Origin of the sequence: Cryomorpha ignava, assembly GCF_010686655.1 — a bacterium.
Classification (GTDB): Bacteria; Bacteroidota; Bacteroidia; order Flavobacteriales_D; family Cryomorphaceae; genus Cryomorpha; species Cryomorpha ignava.
In genome coordinates this window covers 1-22,465 of sequence record NZ_JAAGVY010000008.1, presented here as the reverse complement: position 1 = coordinate 22,465, position 22,465 = coordinate 1, and the positions used below count along the sequence as shown (strand labels likewise).

General features: G+C 38.7%; 21 protein-coding genes and 1 tRNA gene. 17 read left to right on the top strand and 5 right to left on the bottom strand.

The genetic code is table 11. The annotated features are described in order from the left end of the window. Positions 1-215 precede the first annotated feature (215 nt). The 9 genes from G3O08_RS06250 to G3O08_RS06210 all read left to right on the top strand — a co-directional run bounded on the left by G3O08_RS06250 (position 216) and on the right by G3O08_RS06210 (position 11,117). Positions 216-869, top strand: a complete 654-nt coding sequence (locus tag G3O08_RS06250) for a carotenoid biosynthesis protein (RefSeq protein WP_163283968.1) — start codon at positions 216-218, stop codon at positions 867-869. Between the two features lie 2 nt (positions 870-871). Beyond that, entirely contained in the window at positions 872-1,396 is a 525-nt protein-coding gene (locus tag G3O08_RS06245; RefSeq protein WP_163283966.1) for an AI-2E family transporter, read from the top strand. Beyond that, a complete protein-coding gene (locus G3O08_RS06240; RefSeq protein WP_163284161.1) occupies positions 1,363-1,968 on the top strand; it encodes an AI-2E family transporter in 606 nt (201 codons plus the stop codon). Before G3O08_RS06245 ends, G3O08_RS06240 begins: the two co-directional genes overlap by 34 nt. 751 nt (positions 1,969-2,719) lie before the next feature. Then, entirely contained in the window at positions 2,720-4,984 is a 2,265-nt protein-coding gene (locus tag G3O08_RS06235) for a S9 family peptidase (RefSeq protein ID WP_239541025.1), read from the top strand. A gap of 3 nt (positions 4,985-4,987) precedes the next feature. After that, positions 4,988-6,403, top strand: coding sequence for a peptide MFS transporter (locus G3O08_RS06230; protein ID WP_163283964.1), 1,416 nt, complete (start codon positions 4,988-4,990; stop codon positions 6,401-6,403). Between the two features lie 53 nt (positions 6,404-6,456). Then, the gene (locus G3O08_RS06225; protein WP_163283962.1) at positions 6,457-8,121 is read left to right on the top strand and encodes a peptide MFS transporter; all 1,665 of its coding nucleotides are present in this window, start codon (positions 6,457-6,459) and stop codon (positions 8,119-8,121) included. A 39-nt stretch (positions 8,122-8,160) separates the two neighbouring features. Continuing rightward, positions 8,161-8,691 carry a thioredoxin family protein gene (locus G3O08_RS06220; RefSeq protein ID WP_163283960.1) on the top strand — a complete coding sequence of 177 codons (531 nt, stop codon included), beginning with the start codon at positions 8,161-8,163 and terminating at the stop codon, positions 8,689-8,691. Between the two features lie 141 nt (positions 8,692-8,832). Continuing rightward, a complete protein-coding gene (locus tag G3O08_RS06215) occupies positions 8,833-10,125 on the top strand; it encodes a citrate synthase (protein ID WP_163283958.1) in 1,293 nt (430 codons plus the stop codon). A gap of 167 nt (positions 10,126-10,292) precedes the next feature. Continuing rightward, on the top strand, positions 10,293-11,117 hold the full coding sequence (locus tag G3O08_RS06210) for a universal stress protein (protein WP_163283956.1): 825 nt from the start codon (positions 10,293-10,295) through the stop codon (positions 11,115-11,117). A gap of 375 nt (positions 11,118-11,492) precedes the next feature. On the opposite strand, the gene G3O08_RS06205 is transcribed toward G3O08_RS06210, so the two are convergent. The 5 genes from G3O08_RS06205 to G3O08_RS06185 form a co-directional block, all read right to left on the bottom strand. Then, positions 11,493-11,568, bottom strand: a tRNA-His gene (locus G3O08_RS06205). A 66-nt stretch (positions 11,569-11,634) separates the two neighbouring features. Continuing rightward, on the bottom strand, positions 11,635-13,056 hold the full coding sequence (locus G3O08_RS06200) for a TolC family protein (RefSeq protein ID WP_163283954.1): 1,422 nt from the start codon (positions 13,054-13,056) through the stop codon (positions 11,635-11,637). Between the two features lies 1 nt (position 13,057). After that, positions 13,058-14,413 carry an HlyD family secretion protein gene (locus G3O08_RS06195; protein ID WP_163283952.1) on the bottom strand — a complete coding sequence of 452 codons (1,356 nt, stop codon included), beginning with the start codon at positions 14,411-14,413 and terminating at the stop codon, positions 13,058-13,060. After that, the gene (locus G3O08_RS06190) at positions 14,394-16,112 is read right to left on the bottom strand and encodes a peptidase domain-containing ABC transporter (RefSeq protein ID WP_163283950.1); all 1,719 of its coding nucleotides are present in this window, start codon (positions 16,110-16,112) and stop codon (positions 14,394-14,396) included. Before G3O08_RS06190 ends, G3O08_RS06195 begins: the two co-directional genes overlap by 20 nt. Further along, a complete protein-coding gene (locus G3O08_RS06185) occupies positions 16,097-16,780 on the bottom strand; it encodes a TetR/AcrR family transcriptional regulator (protein WP_163283948.1) in 684 nt (227 codons plus the stop codon). Before G3O08_RS06185 ends, G3O08_RS06190 begins: the two co-directional genes overlap by 16 nt. Positions 16,781-16,912: 132 nt before the next feature. On the opposite strand from G3O08_RS06185, the gene G3O08_RS06180 reads away from it, so the two are divergent. The 8 genes from G3O08_RS06180 to G3O08_RS06145 all read left to right on the top strand — a co-directional run. Continuing rightward, on the top strand, positions 16,913-17,128 hold the full coding sequence (locus G3O08_RS06180; protein ID WP_163283934.1) for a hypothetical protein: 216 nt from the start codon (positions 16,913-16,915) through the stop codon (positions 17,126-17,128). A 666-nt stretch (positions 17,129-17,794) separates the two neighbouring features. Further along, entirely contained in the window at positions 17,795-18,301 is a 507-nt protein-coding gene (locus tag G3O08_RS06175) for a hypothetical protein (protein ID WP_163283946.1), read from the top strand. Between the two features lie 87 nt (positions 18,302-18,388). Then, the gene (locus G3O08_RS06170; protein ID WP_163283944.1) at positions 18,389-18,949 is read left to right on the top strand and encodes a hypothetical protein; all 561 of its coding nucleotides are present in this window, start codon (positions 18,389-18,391) and stop codon (positions 18,947-18,949) included. Positions 18,950-19,036: 87 nt separating this feature from the next. Then, on the top strand, positions 19,037-19,405 hold the full coding sequence (locus tag G3O08_RS06165) for a hypothetical protein (RefSeq protein WP_163283942.1): 369 nt from the start codon (positions 19,037-19,039) through the stop codon (positions 19,403-19,405). Positions 19,406-19,677: 272 nt separating this feature from the next. Next, on the top strand, positions 19,678-20,376 hold the full coding sequence (locus G3O08_RS06160; protein WP_163283940.1) for a hypothetical protein: 699 nt from the start codon (positions 19,678-19,680) through the stop codon (positions 20,374-20,376). 147 nt (positions 20,377-20,523) lie between these two features. Next, positions 20,524-21,081 (top strand): hypothetical protein, encoded by a 558-nt coding sequence (locus G3O08_RS06155; protein WP_163283938.1) that lies wholly within the window; start codon positions 20,524-20,526, stop codon positions 21,079-21,081. A gap of 218 nt (positions 21,082-21,299) precedes the next feature. Beyond that, positions 21,300-21,980, top strand: coding sequence for a DUF6843 domain-containing protein (locus G3O08_RS06150; RefSeq protein ID WP_163283936.1), 681 nt, complete (start codon positions 21,300-21,302; stop codon positions 21,978-21,980). A gap of 154 nt (positions 21,981-22,134) precedes the next feature. Continuing rightward, the coding region (locus tag G3O08_RS06145; protein ID WP_204336793.1) for a PIG-L family deacetylase at positions 22,135-22,465 on the top strand (331 nt) is incomplete at its 3' end.

The following is a 22,465-nucleotide window of genomic DNA, read 5'->3' as shown; positions in this document are numbered from 1 at the left end:
TATAGCAACCCGAATGTGAATTGCATTGAAAGATAAGAGATTTTGTCTGAACTCAATTAATTTTACCAACCTGTTTTCGTGAAAAATCAGCATATGCACTTATTCAAAATTCTTTTTAAAAAATCAAAGTGCTGTTTATAACCCATTATGTCGCAGCAAATATCAATTAACAGTCTAATTACAGTATTTTTGTTTGGTCAATCATTCAATCACCAATGAGAAAAATTGAAAGTCTGGAGCAATTTAAGTCCAAGAAAGCAGGCATCGCAATTCTTTTGGTTCTGCATTTACTTGGTGCTGCGGGCTATGTATCGCCACTTTCGGCTTGGTTTGTATATCTCACTCCCATCTTAATTTTCATAACAGGCGGAATGATTTGGCTCGATTCAAAATCAAATAATAAATTGGGATGGCCCGTGGCAATTACCATAATTTTATTGGGCTATGGCGTAGAGATATTAGGAGTAAATACGGGTTTCCCTTTCGGGGAATACACTTTTGGCGAAATGCTTGGCTGGAAATTTTTTCACACCCCTCCTATTATTGGTTTGCAGTGGATGATCTTAATTTGGGGCAGTTATTCTATATTTAAGATGTCGAAATTGCATCCGGTAATAACCTGGCTATTAACAGCTGCGCTCGTTACTCTTCTTTATATGCTCATTGAGCCGGTTGCTGTTTATTTTGACTTGTGGGCATGGGAAGGAAATCACATCCCTGTTCAAAATTACGTTTCGAGATTCGTCGTTGCCTTCTTTTTGGCGGCTATATTTCAAAAATATCCTTTGGTAGCGAAGCCCCGACTTGGGCAAATGGCAATTATTTGCCAGTTTCTTTTTTATGGAATTCTCTACTTATCTATACGGTAGTTATGATCAGAAAAGTGTTACAACTGCTACTTATACTCACTTTGATATTCATAGCCGGATGGATTCTTTATCAAGCTTCTACTATTTTGCTCTATGTTTTGGTGGCGGCAATAGTAGCTCTAATTGGAAGGCCGCTTTCTAATTTACTCGAAAAAATAAAAATTAAAGGCAAGGTATTGCCCCGTGCTCTTATAGCTGCTTTTACACTTATTACAATTATTGGCATTCTTGCAGTACTAATAGGCGCTTTCTTGCCGGTAGTTTTCGGTCAATTTCAACAGCTTTCAAAAATCGACTTCGTTCTTTTTCAAGAAAAATTTCGACCATATATAGATGGTTTTAACGATTTTATCGTTGCATATCACATCAATCCCGATATGAAAATAGATATAAACCAATCAGTAGATTACATCTTTAGCTCACTTAATTTCACCTTATTATCCGGGTTTTTAAATACTGCAATCGGTGTCTTCGGTAATTTTCTGATCGCCATATTCTCTATTTCCTTTATCTCATTTTTTTTCTGAAAGACAAAAACACAATACGAAAACTTGTTTTAGCTATTTCGCCAATGCGAATGGAAAAAGCGGTTGATCAGATTTTTGTCAATACAAACAAGATTTTGTCGAGATATTTTTTAGGTCTTCTTGTTCAAATAGTAGCAATAACGACTTGCGTTTATATCGGATTAAGTATAGTGGGTGTGCAAAATGCATTGCTCATCGCAACCTTTACAGGCATTGCAAATTTAGTTCCTTATCTCGGCCCGTGGATTGGCGCAAGTTTTGGCGCTTTTATACTTCTGGCCAATAATATCGCTTATAGTTTTTCTGATGTGGTCGGTCCCAAAATGTTAGGACTGGTATTGGTTTTTACGATTACTCAACTGCTCGATAATTACATTTTTCAGCCTGCCATTTTCTCAAACAGCATAAAAGCTCATCCCTTAGAAATCTTTTTAGTCATCCTAATTGCATGTTCTCTTGGCGGTATATTGGGAATGGTTGCTGCCTTGCCCGTGTATTCTTTTTTACGAATCGTATTTACTGAAATGAATCGGGAATTTTCATGGCTTGATTCTATTAAATCGAGAAAATAAGCGGGCCCAGCTTAAACAACTCTTTTAATTCAGTCTGTTTGATCTAAGTTTAATACTTCTTTAATTTTCACCACATAGATATATAGGAACATAGAAATTGTGCCTGCGAGATGCAGCCATATGGACTCTCTCCATACGGGCTCCTGAGGTCTACGGTGATAAGTTACCTGCGACTACAACGATTGCGCATTCTAAGATTAAACCAAACACCTATGTAACTATTTCTTGTTGTGGTTATTCAGCAGAAGTTGAATTCTATTCTCTGAAATGAATTGGCTTTAAGTCGCTAGATAAAACCGGACGAAAGGTAGGTTGCGAAATGACTTAAAACCTAAAAACCCTTCTCGATTGAAGGGTTTTCAGGGCTATGAAACAGAAAAACTATCTTGGGGTCATGAACGTGAGAGTCTTTAGAGTGAGACGATGAAAGATAGGGGACTCCCACAATGACTTATCCAAGTGACACAAATATAATACAAAGATTCTTAATAAATAAACTTTTCTATAAGAAAATTGGATTGCCATTGAGTAAATATTTTGACATCTCATTCTAATACTGAACTTTACCTACTACAATTCAATGAATTCTTTGTGAAACTTTTTCTCACCCTTAGGGGTGATACGGTATTTTATTGAAATCAATAAGCAACTAGATTGCATTTAAAAATATTTCATAAGCAAAATGATTTGGCATCGTTTGTGTAAATCGAAATTCCTATATTCACCGCCGCTTCTGTAATTTTTTAATTTAATGAATCTGATTTATAGAGTATCGCTGGCAATTTTTTGCCTCTTAAGTGTAACAGTCGCAACCGCGCAAGACAATAAAATTTCTATCGAAAAAATTTGGAAACAAGGAACTTACAGCCCGGAATACGTGCAAGGAATTGTAAGCATGAGCGATGGAATTCATTATACAAGAAGCGTCTCTGAAGGTAGCAACCAGTACATCGTAAAGTACGCATACGAGAGCGGAAATGCTGTAGATACATTAATAAGGAGTTCGGATTATGAAGGCGTAGATGGCAATGAAATTCAATTTTCCAGCTATTCATTCAGCCCCAACGAAGAAAAAATTCTGATTGCCACCGATGAAGAAAGCATTTATCGACGATCGTCTAAAGCAAATTTTTATGCCATTGACTTAAATTCGAATGAAATAAGACCTATCACAAATTTCGAACTTGGAAAACAACAGCTTGCGGCCTTCTCGCCAACAGAAAATCAGGTGGCCTTCGTTAGAAAAAATGACCTTTTTATTTCAAATCTCGATGTGCGTACAGAAACCCGCGTAACCGACGATGGGAAATGGGGTGAAATAATTAATGGCGCAGTAGATTGGGTTTATGAAGAAGAATTTGGATTTGCCAGAGGTTTTTATTGGTCTCCAAAAGGAAGTAAGATAGCCTACTATCGTTTTGACGAATCGAAAGTGAAAAATTTTGACATGCTCATTTACGATAACCTCTACCCTACTACCTACGATTTTAAGTACCCCAAAGCCGGAGAAGATAATTCGAAAGTGGGCATAATGGTCTATGATCTAAAGAAATCGGCTAAGGTTGAAATAGATGCAAATGCACAGGCCGATCAATATATTCCGCGAATCAAATGGACCCAAAATGATGACGAATTGGCGATTATGCGCCTCAACCGCCATCAAAATCATCTGGAATTTTTGCTTGCGAATGTGGCAAACCCGAATAAGCATATTACGGTAAAGACTATATACGACGAAAAGTCGGATACTTATATTGAGGTTAATGATAATCTGATTTTTCTAAATGACAACAAACACTTTTTGTGGAATAGCGAGAAGGATGGCTGGAATCATATATATATGTATGATTTAAAAGGTACCGAAGTGGCTCAGCTCACAAAAGGAACCTGGGAGGTTGTGGAATTTTATGGTGCTGATCAAAATGATAATAAATTGTATTTCTCTGCCGCTATTGAAAGCCCTCTTGAGCGCGAAGTATATAGCCTCGACTACCAGCCAGTATTCAAAACATACAATAAGACAAAAAGCACGGTGGTACCCGCCAAGGATATGCGCGGAGAGCTAACCAAACTCACACCAAACGGGCACACCAATGATGCCTCTTTTAGCAAATCGTTCGACTATTTTATAAATTTTGAAACGGCTGCCGATATGCCTTATAAAATCGCACTTTTCAATTCTAAAGGAAGGAAAATACGCAATTTAGAAACAAACGCCGCTCTTCAGAAAAAAATTGATCAGCTTGATATTTCCAAAAAAGAGTTTGGAACCTTTAAAACGGTCAGCAATATTGATCTGAATTATTGGATCATTAAGCCGAAAAATTTCGATCCCACCAAAGCGTATCCCGCTATTTTTATGATTTACGGAGGGCCTGGTCGAAATACTGTAACAGACTCGTGGGATGGCTCAAACTACTTTTGGCACCAAATGCTGGCTCAGGAAGGGTATATCGTAATTTCTGTAGATCCACGCGGAACGATGTACCGCGGTAAAGATTTTAAGCACAGTACCTACTTAGAACTCGGAAAACTTGAAACCGAGGACATGATTGAAGCTGCGAAATTTTTTGGGAACCAAAAATACATCGACCAGAACCGCTTGGGAATGATGGGATGGAGCTATGGCGGATTTATGACTTCGCTTGCTATGACCAAGGGTGCCGATTATTTTAAGATGGGAATCGCTGTGGCGCCCGTTACCAACTGGAGGTATTACGACAGTATTTACACCGAAAGATTTATGCGCACTCCACAAGAAAATGCCAAAGGATACGATCAAAATTCGCCAATAAATTTTGTAAATCAACTTAATGGCGCATATTTGCTAATTCACGGCTCTGCCGATGACAATGTACATTATCAAAACACAATGGAAATGGTCAAAGCACTTGTGGATGCCGATAAACAGTTCGATCTATTTATTTATCCCAATAAAAACCATGGCATTTATGGTGGAAACACACGCTTCCATCTCTATACCAAGATGACGAATTTTATTAAAGACAATTTGTAACAAATGATCTTAGACGAGAACAATCAATCAACAAATCCATCAATAGTGCGAGAAGAATTTATGGGGCACCCGAAAGGGCTGTACATTTTATTCTTTACAGAATTATGGGAACGCTTTTCTTATTATGGAATGCGAGCCATACTTGTACTGTACCTTATTTCATCGTCCACAGGCGACAATCCCGGATATGGATGGGATGAATCTGATGCTTTAGTTCTTTACGGATGGTACACCATGCTGGTTTACGTAATGTCGATTCCCGGTGGTTGGCTCGCCGACAAAGTTTGGGGTCAAAAAAGAACGGTGTTAATAGGTGGTCTCTTGCTTTGCGCCGGGCATGGTATTTTGGCTGTTGATGCACTTTGGGCATTTTACGCTGGTCTGGCTTTAATTATTTTGGGAGTCGGTGGCTTAAAGCCAAATATTTCTACTATGGTTGGCGGGCTCTACGAACCGGGCGACGATCGCCGCGACAAAGGTTTTACTATTTTCTATATCGGAATAAATATAGGTGCTTTTCTTTCAGCTCTCATAGTAGGATACGTAGGTGAATTCTATGGATGGCATCTCGGTTTCGGGCTTGCTGGCATAGGAATGGTGGTAGGCCAGGTTGTATTTATGTGGGGACAAAAATTCTTAAAAGGTATTGGAGAATCTACTACAGAAATGAGCCGTGAAGAGCAGGCAGCCAAGAAAAGGCCACTGACGCACATAGAAAAAGACAGGATGAAGGTTATGTTCATTTCCTTTGCTTTGATCATTGTTTTCTGGGGTTCATTTGAACAAGCCGGAGGTCTTTTAAATATTTACACCGCTCAAAAAACCGACCTCTATATTGGATTTCTGGACTTTATGGTTCCTGCATCCTGGTTTCAATCTGTAAATGCCTTCTTTATTATTACCCTTGGAGTTCCGATTGCCGCATTTTGGGCAACCAGAAAAAGACGCAACAAGGAATCTTCGTCGCTATTCAAAATGGCAATTGGAATAATCATTATGGGCTGGGGATTTTTGTTTATGACAGGCGCTTCCCTGCAATACGCAGCTGAAGGAGAATCGGCAATGTACTGGTTGGTATTTGCGTATCTACTTCACACTATTGGTGAGCTCTGCGCCTCGCCGGTTGCGCTTTCATTCATCACAAAACTTGCTCCGCTTAAATATGCATCTTTTATGATGGGTGCTTATTTTGCAGCCACAGGTTTTGGAAATAAACTGGCAGGTTTGCTTGGAGAGTGGTCACAGTCTGCAGGCGAGCTCGAAATTTTTACAGGAATCGCCATTTTCTGCACGTTAGTCGGCCTGCTGGTTATAGCCTTGCTTAAACCGCTTAAACGTTTGACTCACGGTGCTGAAGATTTACAAATCGAAACACCACCCGAACAAGAAAAATTTGAATTAGCCGACAAGTCACTTTAAAACTTAACCAATTTTAAAACATAGTGTTGCTCACAACCTAATACATCTGCCTTATGGATAATATAGCTTTCTGGATAATGGTCGTAGCCTGGATATTTGTAATTATCTGGGTACCAATAATTATTTATTCCAATAGAAAACTTCATCCCAGAGCGCTGTTCGTTCTGTTTTTTGCAGAAATGTGGGAGCGGTTTTCTTATTATGGAATGCGGGCACTCCTTACCCTCTATATGGTTAAGGAACTCTTTAACCATTTGGGGCAAGGCGAAGCCGATAGCAAAGCGCTCGGAATTTATGGCTCTTATACCGCCATGGTTTACCTCTTTCCGGTAGTGGGTGGTATTATTGCCGATAAAATTCTGGGCTTCAGAAAAGCTATTTTATTCGGAGGTATTCTCATGATGGCAGGCCACTTTGCCCTTGCTCTTGAAGGGATGTATTTTGGCGGAAATATGCAGCTTTTCTTTCTTTCGCTTGCTTTTATTATTATTGGAAATGGATTCTTCAAGCCAAATATCTCCAGCTTTCTCGGTAAGTTTTACGGCGTAAATGACAGTAGAAAAGACGGTGCATTTACTATCTTTTACATGGGTGTAAATATTGGAGCTCTCCTTGCCATTGTAACTTGTGGATACGTAGGCGAAGAAATAAGCTGGCACTATGGATTTGGTCTTGCAGGTATTGGAATGCTCGCCGGCCTACTCGTGTTTTGGCTTATGGGGCCTCGTGCTTTTGGGAAAAAAGGAATCAACCCAAGCCAATACGATATAGATGAAGAGATAAATGAGAAAGAAGATGTAGCCAGACTCGAAGCCGGATCTGAAGCAATTCTCGACGCGCATATGCGCGAAGCTGAATCTTTTGAAAAATATACTTCTCCAAACCTGAAGCGAAATCAGTGGCTTGCCATTATCGGCACCTTGATTTTTATTCCTATTTGTGCCCAATTTTTAAATTTGAGCGATGTCGTAACCGTAATTCTACTGGTATTGAGCATCGGAATTCTGGCAGTTATTTTTGTCATGTCGCTCAAACAAGACGATAAATCCAAAAAAGAACGGATGTGGGTAATCATGGTTCTCTTTGTCTTTCACGCCGTATTTTGGGCGCTTTTTGAACAGGCCGGTGGCTCCATTACCTTATTTACCGAAAGGAATATTGTCCGTCATGGAATTCCCGCATCTACCTTCCAGTTCTTCAATAGCTTCTTTATTATTATCCTTGCTCCGCTTTTCTCATATATGTGGATAAAGCTAAACAGCAGCGGCAAAGAGCCATCAACACCGATGAAATTTGTTCTCGGTTTGTTCTTCCTCGCTGTCGGTTTTGGGGTTATTGTTATCGGATCAAAATACTTTGCAGTAGAAGGAATGGTCTCTATGGTGTTTTTGATTGCCATGTACTTCTTTCATACCACTGGTGAGCTTTGCTTATCGCCGGTTGGGTTATCTATGATTACAAAACTATCACCTGCCAAAGCCGTAGGATTTGTTATGGGGGCTTGGTTTTTATCTATCTCTCTTGCCAACAAAATGGCGGGTTTGATTGGAGAGCTAACAGCTGGTGAAGATGTGGGTGATACTGCGCCCCCTTCTGAAACGCTCTCTGTATATGCAAATACGTATTTAATTTGGGGTGTAGCTGTAGTACTTGGTGCCGCTTTGATACTATTCCTAATGGTTCCGCTTCTGCGAAAATGGATGCATGGAATACATTAAGGCATTATCTTTGCCTTAAATCTGCCAAACCAAATTATTATGAAAAAATTACTCTTTCTTCTACTCTTCTTTCCATCACTAATTTATGCTCAGAATAAAACGGGTGGAATAAACTGGATAAGCTGGGATGAAGTAGAAGCCAAAATGGAAAAGGAACCCCGAAAGGTGATGGTGGACGTTTACACAGATTGGTGTGGGCCGTGTAAAATGATGAACAATACTACTTTTAGCGATCCGCAAGTAGTACAGTACATAAATGAAAACTACTACGCGATTAAGTTCAATGCAGAAGGTTCGGGCGAAGTAACATTCAGAGGCACGACTTATAAGAATGAAACCTACGACGCCAATAAGGCAGGTAGAAACGGCACCCATGATCTTACACGGGCCATAGCGCCTGTAAATGGCAGAATTGCCTATCCCACAATTGTATACATGGATGAAGATTTCGGGATTTTATCTCCCGTTCAGGGCTTCTATAAACCAGAGCAAATTATGCCTATTCTCACCTTCTTTGCAGAGAATGTGTACAAGGATAAAACCTGGGAAGAATACACAAAAGCTCCTTAATATAGCGAAGATTATTTGCGGAAGCTAAAAATGGCAAAAATATCTGCTATACTCTCCTACTTTCTGAACAAATAACAGGAATGTGCGTTAAGTTAATTATCTTTAGCGCACTAAAATAAATTTAAAATTATTAAGAATAAAATGAGTGAAACTGCCAAGCTTATTGTAAACGGTGAAACATACGAACTACCTTTGGTAACAGGTACCGAAAACGAAGTTGCAATTGATATATCAAAACTAAGAGCCACTACAGGACTTATCACCTTAGACCCGGGCTACAAGAATACGGGGGCAACTAAATCGGCAGTCACTTTTCTTGATGGCGAAAAAGGAATTTTGAGATACCGGGGTTATCCAATTGAGCAGCTTGCCGAAAATTCTGATTTTTTGGAAGTAGCTTATTTGCTGATAAACGGCGACTTGCCAAACAAAAAACAAAGTGCCTACTTTAAAGAAAGAATTACCAACCATACATTGATTCATGAAGATATGAAACGCTTTTACGAAGCGTTTCCATCTACGGCTCACCCAATGGGTATTTTGTCGTCTATGCTTTCTTCTTTGAGTACCTTCTATCCCGAGTCACAAAATCCAAATCGCTCTATAGAAGATATTGAACTTACTTTTCATCGTTTGGTAGCTAAAATTACCACCCTGGCTGCACTTTCGTACAAATCGAGCAAAGGGCAACCGTACATTTACCCCGACAATAAAAAATCGTATGTAGAGAATTTCCTTTACATGATGTTTGCAGTGCCAAGCGAAAAGTATGAACTTGACCCGGTAGTAGTTGATGCACTTAATAAATTGCTAATTCTCCACGCCGATCACGAGCAAAACTGCTCTGCAAGTACTGTACGTATCGTTGGTTCTTCACAATCAAATCTTTATTCAGCTATATCTGCAGGAGTTTCTGCGCTTTGGGGCCCACTGCATGGAGGTGCAAACCAAGCCGTAATTGAAATGCTTGAAATGATTATTGCCGATGGTGGTGATTATCAAAAATGGATTGAAAAAGCAAAAGACAAAAACGACTCATTCAGACTGATGGGCTTTGGGCACAGGGTTTATAAAAACTTTGATCCACGCGCTACGATTATCAAAAAGTCTTGCGACGAAATACTCGCTAAAATGGGTGTGGACGATAAGGCTCTTGGGATAGCCAGGAAACTGGAAGAAGTTGCCCTAAAAGATCCTTACTTTATAGAACGTGGATTGTATCCAAACGTAGATTTCTATTCTGGTATCATTTACCGTGCAATAGGCATTCCTACCGAAATGTTTACGGTACTATTTGCCATTGGTCGCCTCCCGGGATGGATTGCCCAATGGAAAGAAATGATAGAAAATCAGGAACCAATTGGCCGTCCACGTCAGGTGTACGTTGGAGCAACCAAGCGAGATTATGTTCCTATTGAAAAAAGAAAAGACTAAAAGTCATATTGCATAAAATGTAGAGACCATCACAGCTGTGATGGTCTTTTTGCATATAGTCGGCAGATTCTTCTAATTTTTATATTCTTTTACGAAATAAGTTTTCTGTAATGCCTTTCCGACTTATCTTTACAGTAAACAGAATTTAATTCGCTAAAACCTACATAATGAATACCATCCTTGTACCTACCGACTTTTCTGACGGAGCGTTTAACGCCCTTGGATACGCCATTCGCTTAGCAGAACTCTTAGACTATTCTATCCACGTTGTTCATGCGTACAGTATGCCAGCTACCGGATCTGCAATAATGGTAGACATTACCGAGATTTTGGAGAAAAATGCAAACGAAGAGCTTGAGCTTCTCAAAAGAAAAGTGGAATCGATCAACAAATCAAATGTGCTTATTACCTACAATGCCCAGCATGGCACTGTTGTAGAAGTAATAAACAGAATGAGCCGAACTGAAGGAATTGAATTTGTGGTAATGGGTACCCAAGGTGCCAGCGGTATCACCGAAAAATGGCTTGGTACAAATGCGGCTTCAGCTGCCAAAAATGTGGAAGATCCACTTATGATTGTTCCCGCAGATCATGCTTATAAAAATATTGGGCATATACTGTTTGCAACAGACTTGAAAGTAACTGAAAACGACAAGCACCTTCAATTTCTCTCAACGCTCACAAGCAAATCAAATGCTAAACTTGATTTTCTGCACATTAGAAAACAGGGTCAGGAATCTGACGATGAGAAAATAGGAAAATTCCGCAGCCAGCTCGATCGCATTTTCGGAGAAGGTAAAACACGTATTACTTATCTATTTGATAACGAGATAAATGAAGGCATTCAGGATGGTATAGAAACGCACAATCCCGATGTGCTTGTAGTAGTGCGACACCAATATGGATTTTTTGAAGGCCTGTTTCGAAGTTCGGTAAGCCGCAAACTTATTTCTCATTCTGCATTGCCCATATTGGTGCTTCAGGATAAGTAAAAGTTAAAGAACCTCTGTAAATTAAAGAAAGGAGCTTTAAACTCCTTTCTTCAACTAAACATTAAACAAACTAAACATATTGACTAAAATGGTATTGAGGCGATCAACAAACAACATATTCACCTCAACACGTTTCACAATAATACACTCTTTCGATTGAAAATAAAAACCGAAATTTAATCATTCTTGAGAAGGACAACCTTCAACGATTTGAAAAAAGGACTGCCAAACCAGTTCGATCTTTGATGAGCAGTTCTTGAACTTCGATAAGATTCGTGTTTTCTTGTATTTCAGCTACGCTTTATTTCGTCAAGCAGATTCTTTTAAAAAGAAAAAGCTGTTTCTCCTATCGGGCGAAACAGCTTTTTTAATGATGGGTGGAAGATCGGGTTCGAACCGACGACCTCCTGGACCACAACCAGGCGCTCTAACCAACTGAGCTACAACCACCGTGTATATTGAGGGTGCAAAATTAGTATTTTCTATATTCTTTGCATAATATAAAGTGCTATTTTTTTTAATCAAAAAAGCCTTGACCACTAATTTCACGAATTTCTGCTCGAACGATTCGCTCCTTTGCCAAGAGTGCATTGTACTTCATTTCGGCATCTATCAATTTGGTTTCACGCGCATTAACCAGAAAAAGACTGCTCTCACCATTTTCAAAAAGCTGCTCCTCACCAACGCGCATGCGCTCCAATAAGGCAATGTTTTGTTCGTAAAAACTGATTTGATCACTTAAATTTGCTAAATATCCAATCAAGGTGCTCAACTTTGCATTGAGTTGCGCCTGCTTTAAATCGAACTCCAGGCCGGTTTGATCTATTTTGATCTTCGTCATTCCGAGTTTTCCGCGTGCTTCGCGAATAAATAGCGGAAAAGAAACCTTAGCTCCAAAATTGTAATTATTCTCAAAGAATCGGGAAGTACCAAACAGCTCAGTATCCGAATTGGCGAAAGCATTTTCAGAAAGAAAATTATACTTCAACTCAATTTTTGGACGCAAGTATTCGGAAGCTAGCCTTCTGTCAATATTCAAATAATCTATCTTAAACTCGAGTTTCTGCAATTCGGGATGATTGTTGTTGATGGCAAAAAGTTCTTCGGTAAATGAAATGGCTCCAGATAGGTTTGGATAAACGCCTGGTGCTATATTCAGTGGCAATTGCTCGCCTGTCCACAAATAAACGGAAGCTGCGTTTACATACTTAATCCATTGCGATTGTGCATCGCGTAACTGATAGAGCCGATCGAGCACTTGCGTATAAGCCTCTGTGGTATCGATAGCCGGCAAATCGCCAAACTCAAAACTCACCTTGGTAGCCTCGTAGCGAGTGGCGGCCAGCGACAGCGCGTTCTCTGTGACCACCAGATTTTCGGCGGCAAGGGCCCACTCAAAATATACTGTTGAAGCTTCCACAAATAGCCGATTAAGCAAAATCTGCCTTTCAGCTTGAGTGAGATCGATGCTAATTTGCGCCTGGCGAAGTGCAGCTCTTCTGCTATCCATAAGCAATCCCGAACCGAGTTGCGCTGTAATACCTGCATTTATAAGTCCATTGCCGGGCACGGTATTTTCGGGGTTGAGATATTGTCCTTGATTGTCTTCGTATCCGCCACGAACCGTGATTCCCATCCAGGTAGGGATTTCGAGCCCGGCATTTAATGCCGTGTAATAATCAGTCTCACCAAATTCTTTGGTTCTGTAATTACCATAAAGAAGCGGGTCAAAGCCTCCTCTTGCAATCATTAGATTTCTTTCGGCAATGTCCATATTAAAGTTGGCGCTAAGCGAAACCGGATGATAGGCTTCTACCAACTTAAGAAAACTATTATAATCTAAAACCGAATCGCGCTGAGTAGATGTGCTGATTGACTCAACCTGAGCCAAGGCGTGATAACCAAAGATCATTGAAAGAAGAAAAAAAACTATTCTCATCCTATTTCTTTTCACCATTACCTTCATCCTCACCAAAAACCGTGTAATAATCTGGCGGAAACCCATTGAGTTGACGCCACAATTCATACCAGAGTGGCACATTTCGCAGAAGCATAATTCCATCTGCACCTGAACCCACCCGCAAGTCTTCAGGCCAGCCACCTTCTTCGGTTTCGGGAATTAAAATAATACGATACTTTCCATTGGATGAAATAAAATTGTCAATAGCCCATACTTCACCACCAAAGGTTCCGTTGCTGAGCTGGGGCCATCCCGAGAAAACAATCGCAGGCCAACCATCGAAAATAATATTGGCCTCATCACCAATTTTCATCAATGGCAAATCAACGGGTTCGATGTATAACTCAACCGCCAGATCGTAATCAATGGGCATAATGCTCACTATCTCGGTTCCTTCCTTTATTGTTTCACCCAAACCTACTGACAAGGTGCGCGTAATATGGCCCGCTTGAGTGGCCGTAACGAAGTAATTATCTCTACGTACCTGGTAATTTGAGAGCTGACCCTGCATTTTAGAAATTTCCGCCTCGGTGTCATAGAATGTTGAGAGCGCAGAATTACGATCTGATTTTGCCTTTCCAAGCATCTCTGCATAATAATTGTCAATAGAATTCAGTTCTATTTTTGCATTTAAAAGCTCGTTTCGGGCAGTAAGGAGTTTATTCTCTGCACTAATCTGTTTAGCTTGTGACTCTTGCACTTTGAGCCTACGACTTTCTAAATCAGTAAGCGACTTCAAACCTTGCTTGTAGAGCTCCTCCATTCGTTGAAGGCGCTGGCTTGCTATAGCGTAATCTAACTTAGACGCCTCGAAATCGATGCTATCCGAAACGAGCTTTAGCTGAGCCTGAATAACCTCGTTTTCAGCTTGCTCCGCTTTATTGATCCTGTTTTTTGCCAAGGCATCAATTTGATCAGTCAGAGCGCCAGCTTTCTGCTTATAATTCACTGCAGCATTCTTTTTAGAGCCAATTTGATCATCTGTTCTCTCGATAAGCTTCGGATCAAAATAGGCATCCTTCACTTCCGACATTTGAATAATAGTATCGCCCTTTTGAACCAACTGACCTTCGCGCACAAACCATTTTTCAATCCTTCCCGGAATAATATTCTGTACCGTTTGTGGTTTTTGGTCGGGATACAGCGTGGTGAGATTTCCGGGAGCCCTAACATTTTGTGTCCAGGGCAGAAATAGAAAAACGACAAAGATGACAGAAACAATAACTACGGTTCTTATTTTTCTTAGTGGCTTAAAGCTATACTCTACGCTTTTGAGCGACTCAAAACGCGAGATATATTTACCCGGCTCAATTCTGTTATCTGATAAATTCAACATGATTTGAAGCTTTAAGAGATTTATAATCGCCTGAAAACAGAATACTTCCTGCATCGAGAATGAGTGTTCTGTTGCATTTTTTAATAAAATCTTCGTCTCTGCTTACGCCGATAATGCTCCAGGATTGGGCAAACAAATAATCGTAAAAAACTTGTTTTTCTAAGTTGGTGAAAATATCGGCATCAACCTGTAAAATCAGGAGTTTAGGAATTGACACAATTGCTCTGGCAAGAATTAATTTGCTTACCAAAACGCGAGAAAGTTTAAGTCCTTCAGGGTACAGCATTGTATTAAGGCCTTCGCTCAATAGATTTACCATGGGTATGGCACCTACCTTTTCGAGTGCGGTATAAATCATTTCATCAGACACGCCATCTTTAGAAAGCGAAACATTTTCTCGAAGCGTACCGTGAAAGATGGTTTCCTGCCATACATTTGCACCAATATCCATTCTCAACATATTAAGCTGCAAGGCACTAAGTGGAATATCGTTGTATGTAATGCGCCCCTTAAATACCTCATAAAACCCACAAATAAGCTGCAACAAGGTACTTTTACCAGAACCTGATGGCCCTAAAAGGCAGACCTTCTCGCTTTTGGCTAGCTTAAAACTCAAGTTGCGAATGGTAGGAAACGAAGAGCCCGGATAGGTGAATTCCAGATTCTCAACACCTATTGAAAAACCGTTCTTTTCCACTATTTTCTGGCTGTTTTCATTCACGTCTTCTTCTAGTGGCAAGTCGGTAATTGATCCAAGCTTTTCTACAGAAGCGAGAACATCATAAACAGTTTCTAAGCTTAGAATTATTTTCTCTATTGAATTCATTATGAGAATTACAATGATTTCTGCTGCAACGAACTGCCCTAAACTTATCTGGTTATCAATTAATAACAAGCTACCCAAAACAATAAGAGAGCTAATGGTAACAACCTTTAGGGCAATCATAATTTTATACTGCCTGAGCAATACACCAAAATGCTCGTTTCTAAAATGTAAATAACCGGCCAGTAGCTTATCAATTCTAAAAAGTGGGAGATTTGAAATGCCGCCTAATTTGAATGTACCCGGCGTACGTGCTAGCTCTTCCAGCCAATTCGCAACATCGTATTTTTTGGTTGATTCCTGAAGAGAAGTGCGTATACCCTTGGGTCCTGTGTACTTGAATAGCAAGAACAGAAAAATGATTACACCAATCGAAAACAGGACGAAAAACGGATGATACAATGCAATAAGCAGAAATCCAAAAAACACCTGAAGGGTTGACGTAGGAAGCTCCACAAGCAATTTTGCGATACCTTTTTGAAGATTTACAGTATCAAAAAAGCGGTTAATCATCTGAGGTGTGTATTGATCATGGAGAGCTTCCAGTTTAATACGCGGAAGCCTTACGGCAATTTCGAAAGACGACTTTGCAAAAATGCGTTGCTGAAGTTTTTCTGTAAGCGACAATTGTACAATTTGAACCCAGCCTGAAACGGTGAGACCTGTTATAACAATGAATACCAAGATTACCCACGATGAGCTAACCCGCCCACCGAGAATAAAATTCAGAATTGCTTGAATCCCCAGCGGAATGGTGAGTACAATGATTCCATTAATTATTGCATAAGTAAATATGAGATAAATCATTTTACGCTCTTCCGAAAGCAATCTGCGTAAGCGTTCTATTGGAGCCTTATAGTTTACTTGTTTTTCCATGCCAACAACGTGCTAAATATTAACTCATTAAAAAATTCAAATCGCATGGTGTCATTTTCCAGCTCTGTGAGCGCAGGCAAATGATTATAGAAAAAATGCTGATCAAGATGTGCCTGGATTAACATAGACGACAGCGAGTGTGCGTATGGATAGCCTGGCGCAAAATCGTGAAGAAGCAAACTAAACCGGTTACATAGATTCTTAAACTGCAGATAAATTCCGTCTTTGTTTGCGTGATCTACATCTTTTATAAGATAGGCCTTAGATGATTCTGAGATTACCACGCGATAAAGTCGCTCAATACTAAATACCACACTATTTGAATCTTTCAAATCGTTGGTAAGGATTTTTATAGCCATTTCCAGTTTTAGTTTGGGATCTGAAATATTCGCCAAACCAAATACCAGATTATACTCCATCCATCCCCAGTACCAAGCTATGTAGTACAATACCAGCCTGTGCTTGCTTTCAAAATATCTGTATATAGCACTTTCGGTGGTATTAATTTCATGAGCAAGCTTTTTGAAAGTAAATTTTTCCATTCCCAACTCGTCAATCAGCGCAAGTGCATTTGCGACGATATTCTTACCCAAGTCAGATGAATAGGGGTCTTTAAGATAAATCTTGGCACTAACATCAATACGAATATTTGCTAAACTAGATGGCATTTGTTCAATTTTGCGATTTATACTCGCAAATATATAGCTTTACTCCCAATTTGAATGTTAAATTCACGTTAAGTTTAAATTAGCTCCGAATTCTAAAAGCCGAATCACCATTCATTTTCCTAATTTTCCCTTATGGAAACAGCAGAAATTTCAGTCGTTGTAGAAGGGATGACCTGCAACAATTGCGCGGCAGGAATCAGCAATTCGCTGCAAAAAGCCGGATTTGTTGCTATTCCTATTGACGCTTTCGGGTTTTTAAATCAGATGGTTGCTGCGCTTGCAGTGGCGTTTAGTGATGTAATTGTTATTGGGAATTCGATGCGGCTGAGGGTTAAGAAGTTGAGCTGAAATGAATGGGCAATGGGCAAAGGGCAATGGACAATTTGCAATTTAGAGGTTGATGAATAGTATGTTCTGGGTCTGGGCTGCATGGCATGCTGATATTAATCATTAGTATAGCGAAGCTGGCTTTGTCTGGCGTTCCGCCAGAATTGAATTGCACAGCTATTGTTGCAACAACGTTATACAAATATTAAAATCTCTCTAAAACCAATTTTCTGCGGAGAACAATTACGAATTTGGGGATAAAAGAGCCTTTTTTTTTTAACTGATGTAACCCTTTTATTCAGTAACCACATTTTCGTTTTTTGTACAGGCTACCTACGCTGGAGTTCCAGTAACAGTCACGCTTTCGATTTAGCCGTTCCTAACGGTTAAACACAGATACTTAAAATTTCGTGGAGATTTTATTAACAAACCTTAAACCGAAATCAGGGTTAAGTCTCAAAAGGGCTTTGTTCATTTCGAATTCTACTTTTCACCGGCGCTTGTATTTTCCGAAGTAGCTGAACTGGACATAATTAAATGTTGTAACAATACTTCTTTGCTTGGTTAATATATGCGTTTGTGCTAAATTTGAAAAAACGATCCTAACTGGCTTATATAAGCGATATAAACGATATAGAAATTTGAGAAGTTGCGTTTATAGGGATGTTGGTGGTAATTAGAAGAATTATGAGAAAAAAACTGTTGAATATATTGATCTGTGTAGCCTTAATGGGGCTCGGTGGGTGTGCCTCGACTGTTAATTCAACGGGACAGACCACCTTCAACTCAGACATCAAAAATATTGCACTGGTTTGCTGGACGCCTGATAACGTAGAGAAATTCAGCAAGGAATTGTGCGCTAGCTTGAAGCAAGGACTAAAAGAAAGTGGTATAGACGCTACCACCAAAGTTATCAATGAAATGGATCCAAATTTAAGTTCTGAAAGGGCAGAAATAACGACAGATCAGCAGGCCGACATAATCATGACAATTAATCACGTGCGAGTTTCGCTATACAACGGACAACCTAGCAACACATTGCTAAATATAGAACTGCTGAACCCAAAAGAAAATAAAAAGATTTGGGCCGCCCGAGTCTACACGAAGGGTTCTAATGTAACGGGGCCTGGCAATCCAGAAAAAGTAGCCACTGAAATTATTAATCAGATGAAGCTAGATGGATTGAAAATTTGAAATAAAGAAAAAACTACCACCAACATTCTGTAAAGTGCATACCCTCCGGGATACGCACCTTACAGTGATCGTTGGTGGTAATTTAAAATGAGAAGCGCGAAAGTCATACAGATCATAATCATTTTAGTTTCTTTAAATGCCTGTATCACCATATACAATAAAGAAAATCTCTCCACAGATAAACTCCACAATCGACCACGGCCATTGAATGTAAATGGATACTATGTTGCAGAAACTGAAAATGGATATTTACCCTTCGTCCTCTTTGACAATGGCTACATGAATAACATTTGGACTACACAGGACGATCCAACTGACATAAAGAGTGTGTATTACCAAAAGTTCAAAAATGATTCACTTTTCTATCCTATGGATAAAAAATATGGGATTTGGGGATGGGGTATCTGGTGGGTAGAAAACGACAGCATTTTCATTGAACACTATGTAAATCGAGCGGGCAACTATGACCTGAATTTCTATAGTGGTAAAGTTGAATCAGATACTTCATTCAGATTGAAATACAATTTGTGGAATAATGATCTCAACAAAATGAATCCAGATACTTTAAGTTTCTCATTGTTTAAGACAGATTTCAAACCAGACTCGGCAAATTATATTCAGCTTAATCTTGATAAATTCGGAAAATAAAAGAAAACTACCACCAACACTGCATATGGCTTATAGCGGGATTTTCCTACATTCGAAACATGATCTTCGGATCGAGATTATCCTGGAATGAAAGATTTACCTTCGGAAGCCGCCACAAGCCATATGCGCAAAACGTTGTGGTGCATTAAAATAGAACATAAAATGGGCAAAAAGGAAATTTTTAAAGTAATATCAGAATCAAGAAGTAAACTCGGAGACTTGGGTGAGCAAGACCTTAATTCAATCGCAAGAAGTTCTTTAGAAGCTATAAGAGAATTAAAGAATATAAACAAAGATAAAAAGTTTGATTTTATAATACGAGATGTAATTGATGACATATCTTATCAAATAGAGAAAGAGTTTGATATTTATAAAGAACGAAAAAAGAACGCTCGTAAAAACTCTTACGAAAGAGAAAGGGATAAACTCAAGGAATCTCTCGACCGAGTTTGCTAAATACTTCTCTACGAAATACAGGGTCATACGAAAGAAGATTAAAAAGTTCGTCTAAACTTACAAACTCAATGCTCTTCTAATATGCTTTTCGAACAGCCGAAGGTGATACTATTAGTAGGATGAAACTTTGGCTCTTTAGTATCAAAATTATGCAATTGTAGCGAAACTGTTCTTTTGATATTTGACATTGACGCTTAAATTTTAAGGTGAGTAACTAAAAACACGCAAACACGAGATTACCTAAGAAAAACAGTCTTAAATAAATAAATAAGATGAAGATATTTTACATTTTGCCACTTCTCGCTGCCATCAGTTGTGACCCAATAGGTAGCCAGAACCACAGCAAACCCCCAAAGGTGATAGAAGTCATCCAATGCGGGAATGAAAAAACTTTTGGGGACATTTCAATTTGCCTACCGGAAATTGAGGGAATGAACGAATGTTACTCTGATCCTAAAATCTCATCAATGCATGACGAATTAAGTCGGGAAAAAGAGGAAATTATAGGAATATACCTAAGCGACAGCGATTATGCTAAAAGAGAAAGCTATGGTGAATTCGCCCACGATGATTACTTTAAAATATATGCAGGAAAGATTGCTAAAGGCATGAAGATGGGAAAGCCTGAATTAGACCTAATCAACGACGAGGTTGGAGAGGGATTTTTTAAAGAAAGGTGGAGCGATTTTAAACCAAAACTCGATTCTCTTACTAAACACGTCACTTTTGACCGGCCTGTTTTGCTTGAGTCCTATAGAACTGATGACCGAAGAATATCTCAAGTTTATTTAACAAAATTGCAATCTGATAGCAATGAAAATTTTCTTGTTATGGTTCTTAATATGGTTTTGATAAAGGAAAGGTTGATTTTTTACGCGTACTACAAAGAATATGATGGTGAAAAATCAATAAAGCAAGCTAAGGCGAAGAGCGACTACTTTGGTGCTCGGATTACAGACGAGAACCAATAAACAATAGCTCCCGTTCCGAAGTATATAATTAACGTGCTCCAATGCATTTACCTTCGGTGTCAACGCTAAACTAAATGGCTACTAAACGAAGTGACCAATCTACATTCACAGCATGTCTTGATCTAATTAGACACTAAAAAATTATACATGAAAAATAAATTTTATAAAGCTGTTCTATTCTCTGTTGCGGCAGTAATACTTATTCGAGTTTCTTCGATCCTATTTAAGGATAGTATAAATACTAAAATGTATCCAGGAATGACGCAAAGACAAATTGAAGAAGAGCATTTGAGAGATAAGTTTAATAAATTAACGCCGAATGATATTCAAATACGAAGGGATCTCAAAGAGTTGATTATAGATCTAAAAAACAAACTTCCAATGAAAATGGAAGACGGAAATATTTGGGACAGTTGTAGTTTTGTATCCAAAACAACTATTAGCCCTTTCAAATTGCAATATTACTATACTGCTTCTAATGTTAATGAAATTGAAAATGATTGGCAACTGCTAAATACCACTCAATATGAATTATATGACTCTTTATACAGCACACCTGAATATGCCTTTTTCAAGAATAATGAAATTACGCTTGAATTTTTTTATCATACTAAAAATCAAGAGCTTTTAACCTCATTTTCTGTTCCAGATCCCATGGGAAGATTAAAGATAAAGCCGCTTATGAAAAAACGCTATAATGAATGAGTTAACCGCTAAAATAATATTGGACTAGAAAACTATTCTTTTTACTTCTGACATAATTTTAAATTAACGATCACGCACCACAACATTATATAAGAGATAATGGGGCTTTACGTCTAAATATGAACATTATACAATCAATGAACTTTACGGTAAATTGAAAAGATGTTCTTCGAAATGCCCCACTACTCTTATATTTGCCGTTGTAGGGCATTTAAAAAATGACAAAATCGAATTCAAATACACTCTTCGGAATTTCAATTGCATTATTTGCTCTTGGACTTTTTTGCTTCATCACCTTTTGGTTAATGTATTTGGGATTTGGTTTAATGATTCTCGGAACAATCTTGTGCTTACTTTCAAGGAAAAAATGGTTTTATAAAGTACTTTTAATTGGACTTCCTTTTGGCTTTGTAGCATTTACTTTTTTGAACGCTATGGAAATTCCTGAACGGTATCTAATACCTGAAGATTTTCGTGGTGTTGTATATGTGATTTTTGACCAAGAAAATGGAAAAGAAAAGGAATATGAAGGAATTCATAGAGTTTATAGAATCCCTGAAAACGGAATACTTTTTACAAAGTTCAGTCAGAATGACGATGTATATACATTTCAGGAATTCTTCTTTGTAGATAGTAATGGCATACGAAAGGAGCTCGGAGAACTTGACAATCGACACTTCAATGGTCCTAATACTATTAACCCAAGAGCTACCGAACCACCAAGAGACAGTTTAGTAGTTTTTAACGAAAGGACTACAGGCAGAATATTAGCTGCTGATGGACAAAATTATTACAATTACAAAGCTCTGACTGTCGGAGTTTACAACAATATTGAAAAATGGGATTATATTGACCTACAAGATATTGAAAAAGCTAAAAAGGAACAATTAAAGGAATAAAAACGCCCTACAACAATGTATATAAAAAATAGGCGAAACAGTAATAAAATCAAGGCTTGTGGCTCGTATCAAATTTTGTGTTTACCCGAAAGTTTCGTGCTTCGTAATCGCCTACTTTTCATATACTAACCGTTGGCAAACATTAAAAAGAACCATGAACTGTAAATTTTATATCTGGACAACCCTGATTTTGTTAGTTGGGTGTAATACAAATAACACTGACTATGAAAAAATAGCATCCTATCAAGACAATTCGGTAATACCGTTAGAAACCTCTGTCGATGAAAACACCAGAGTCTTACTCATTTTCCCGCATGCTGATGATGAAATCACTTGTGTTGGTCTTGCCTCCTATCTGAAAGAAAAAGGTGCAACTATACATTTACTAACTCTTGGACACAACCCAGAAACAGAAATAAATGAAACCAGAATAGAAGAACTGAAATGTGCCGCAACCAAAATAGGTGTGGAAAAATTAGAAATAG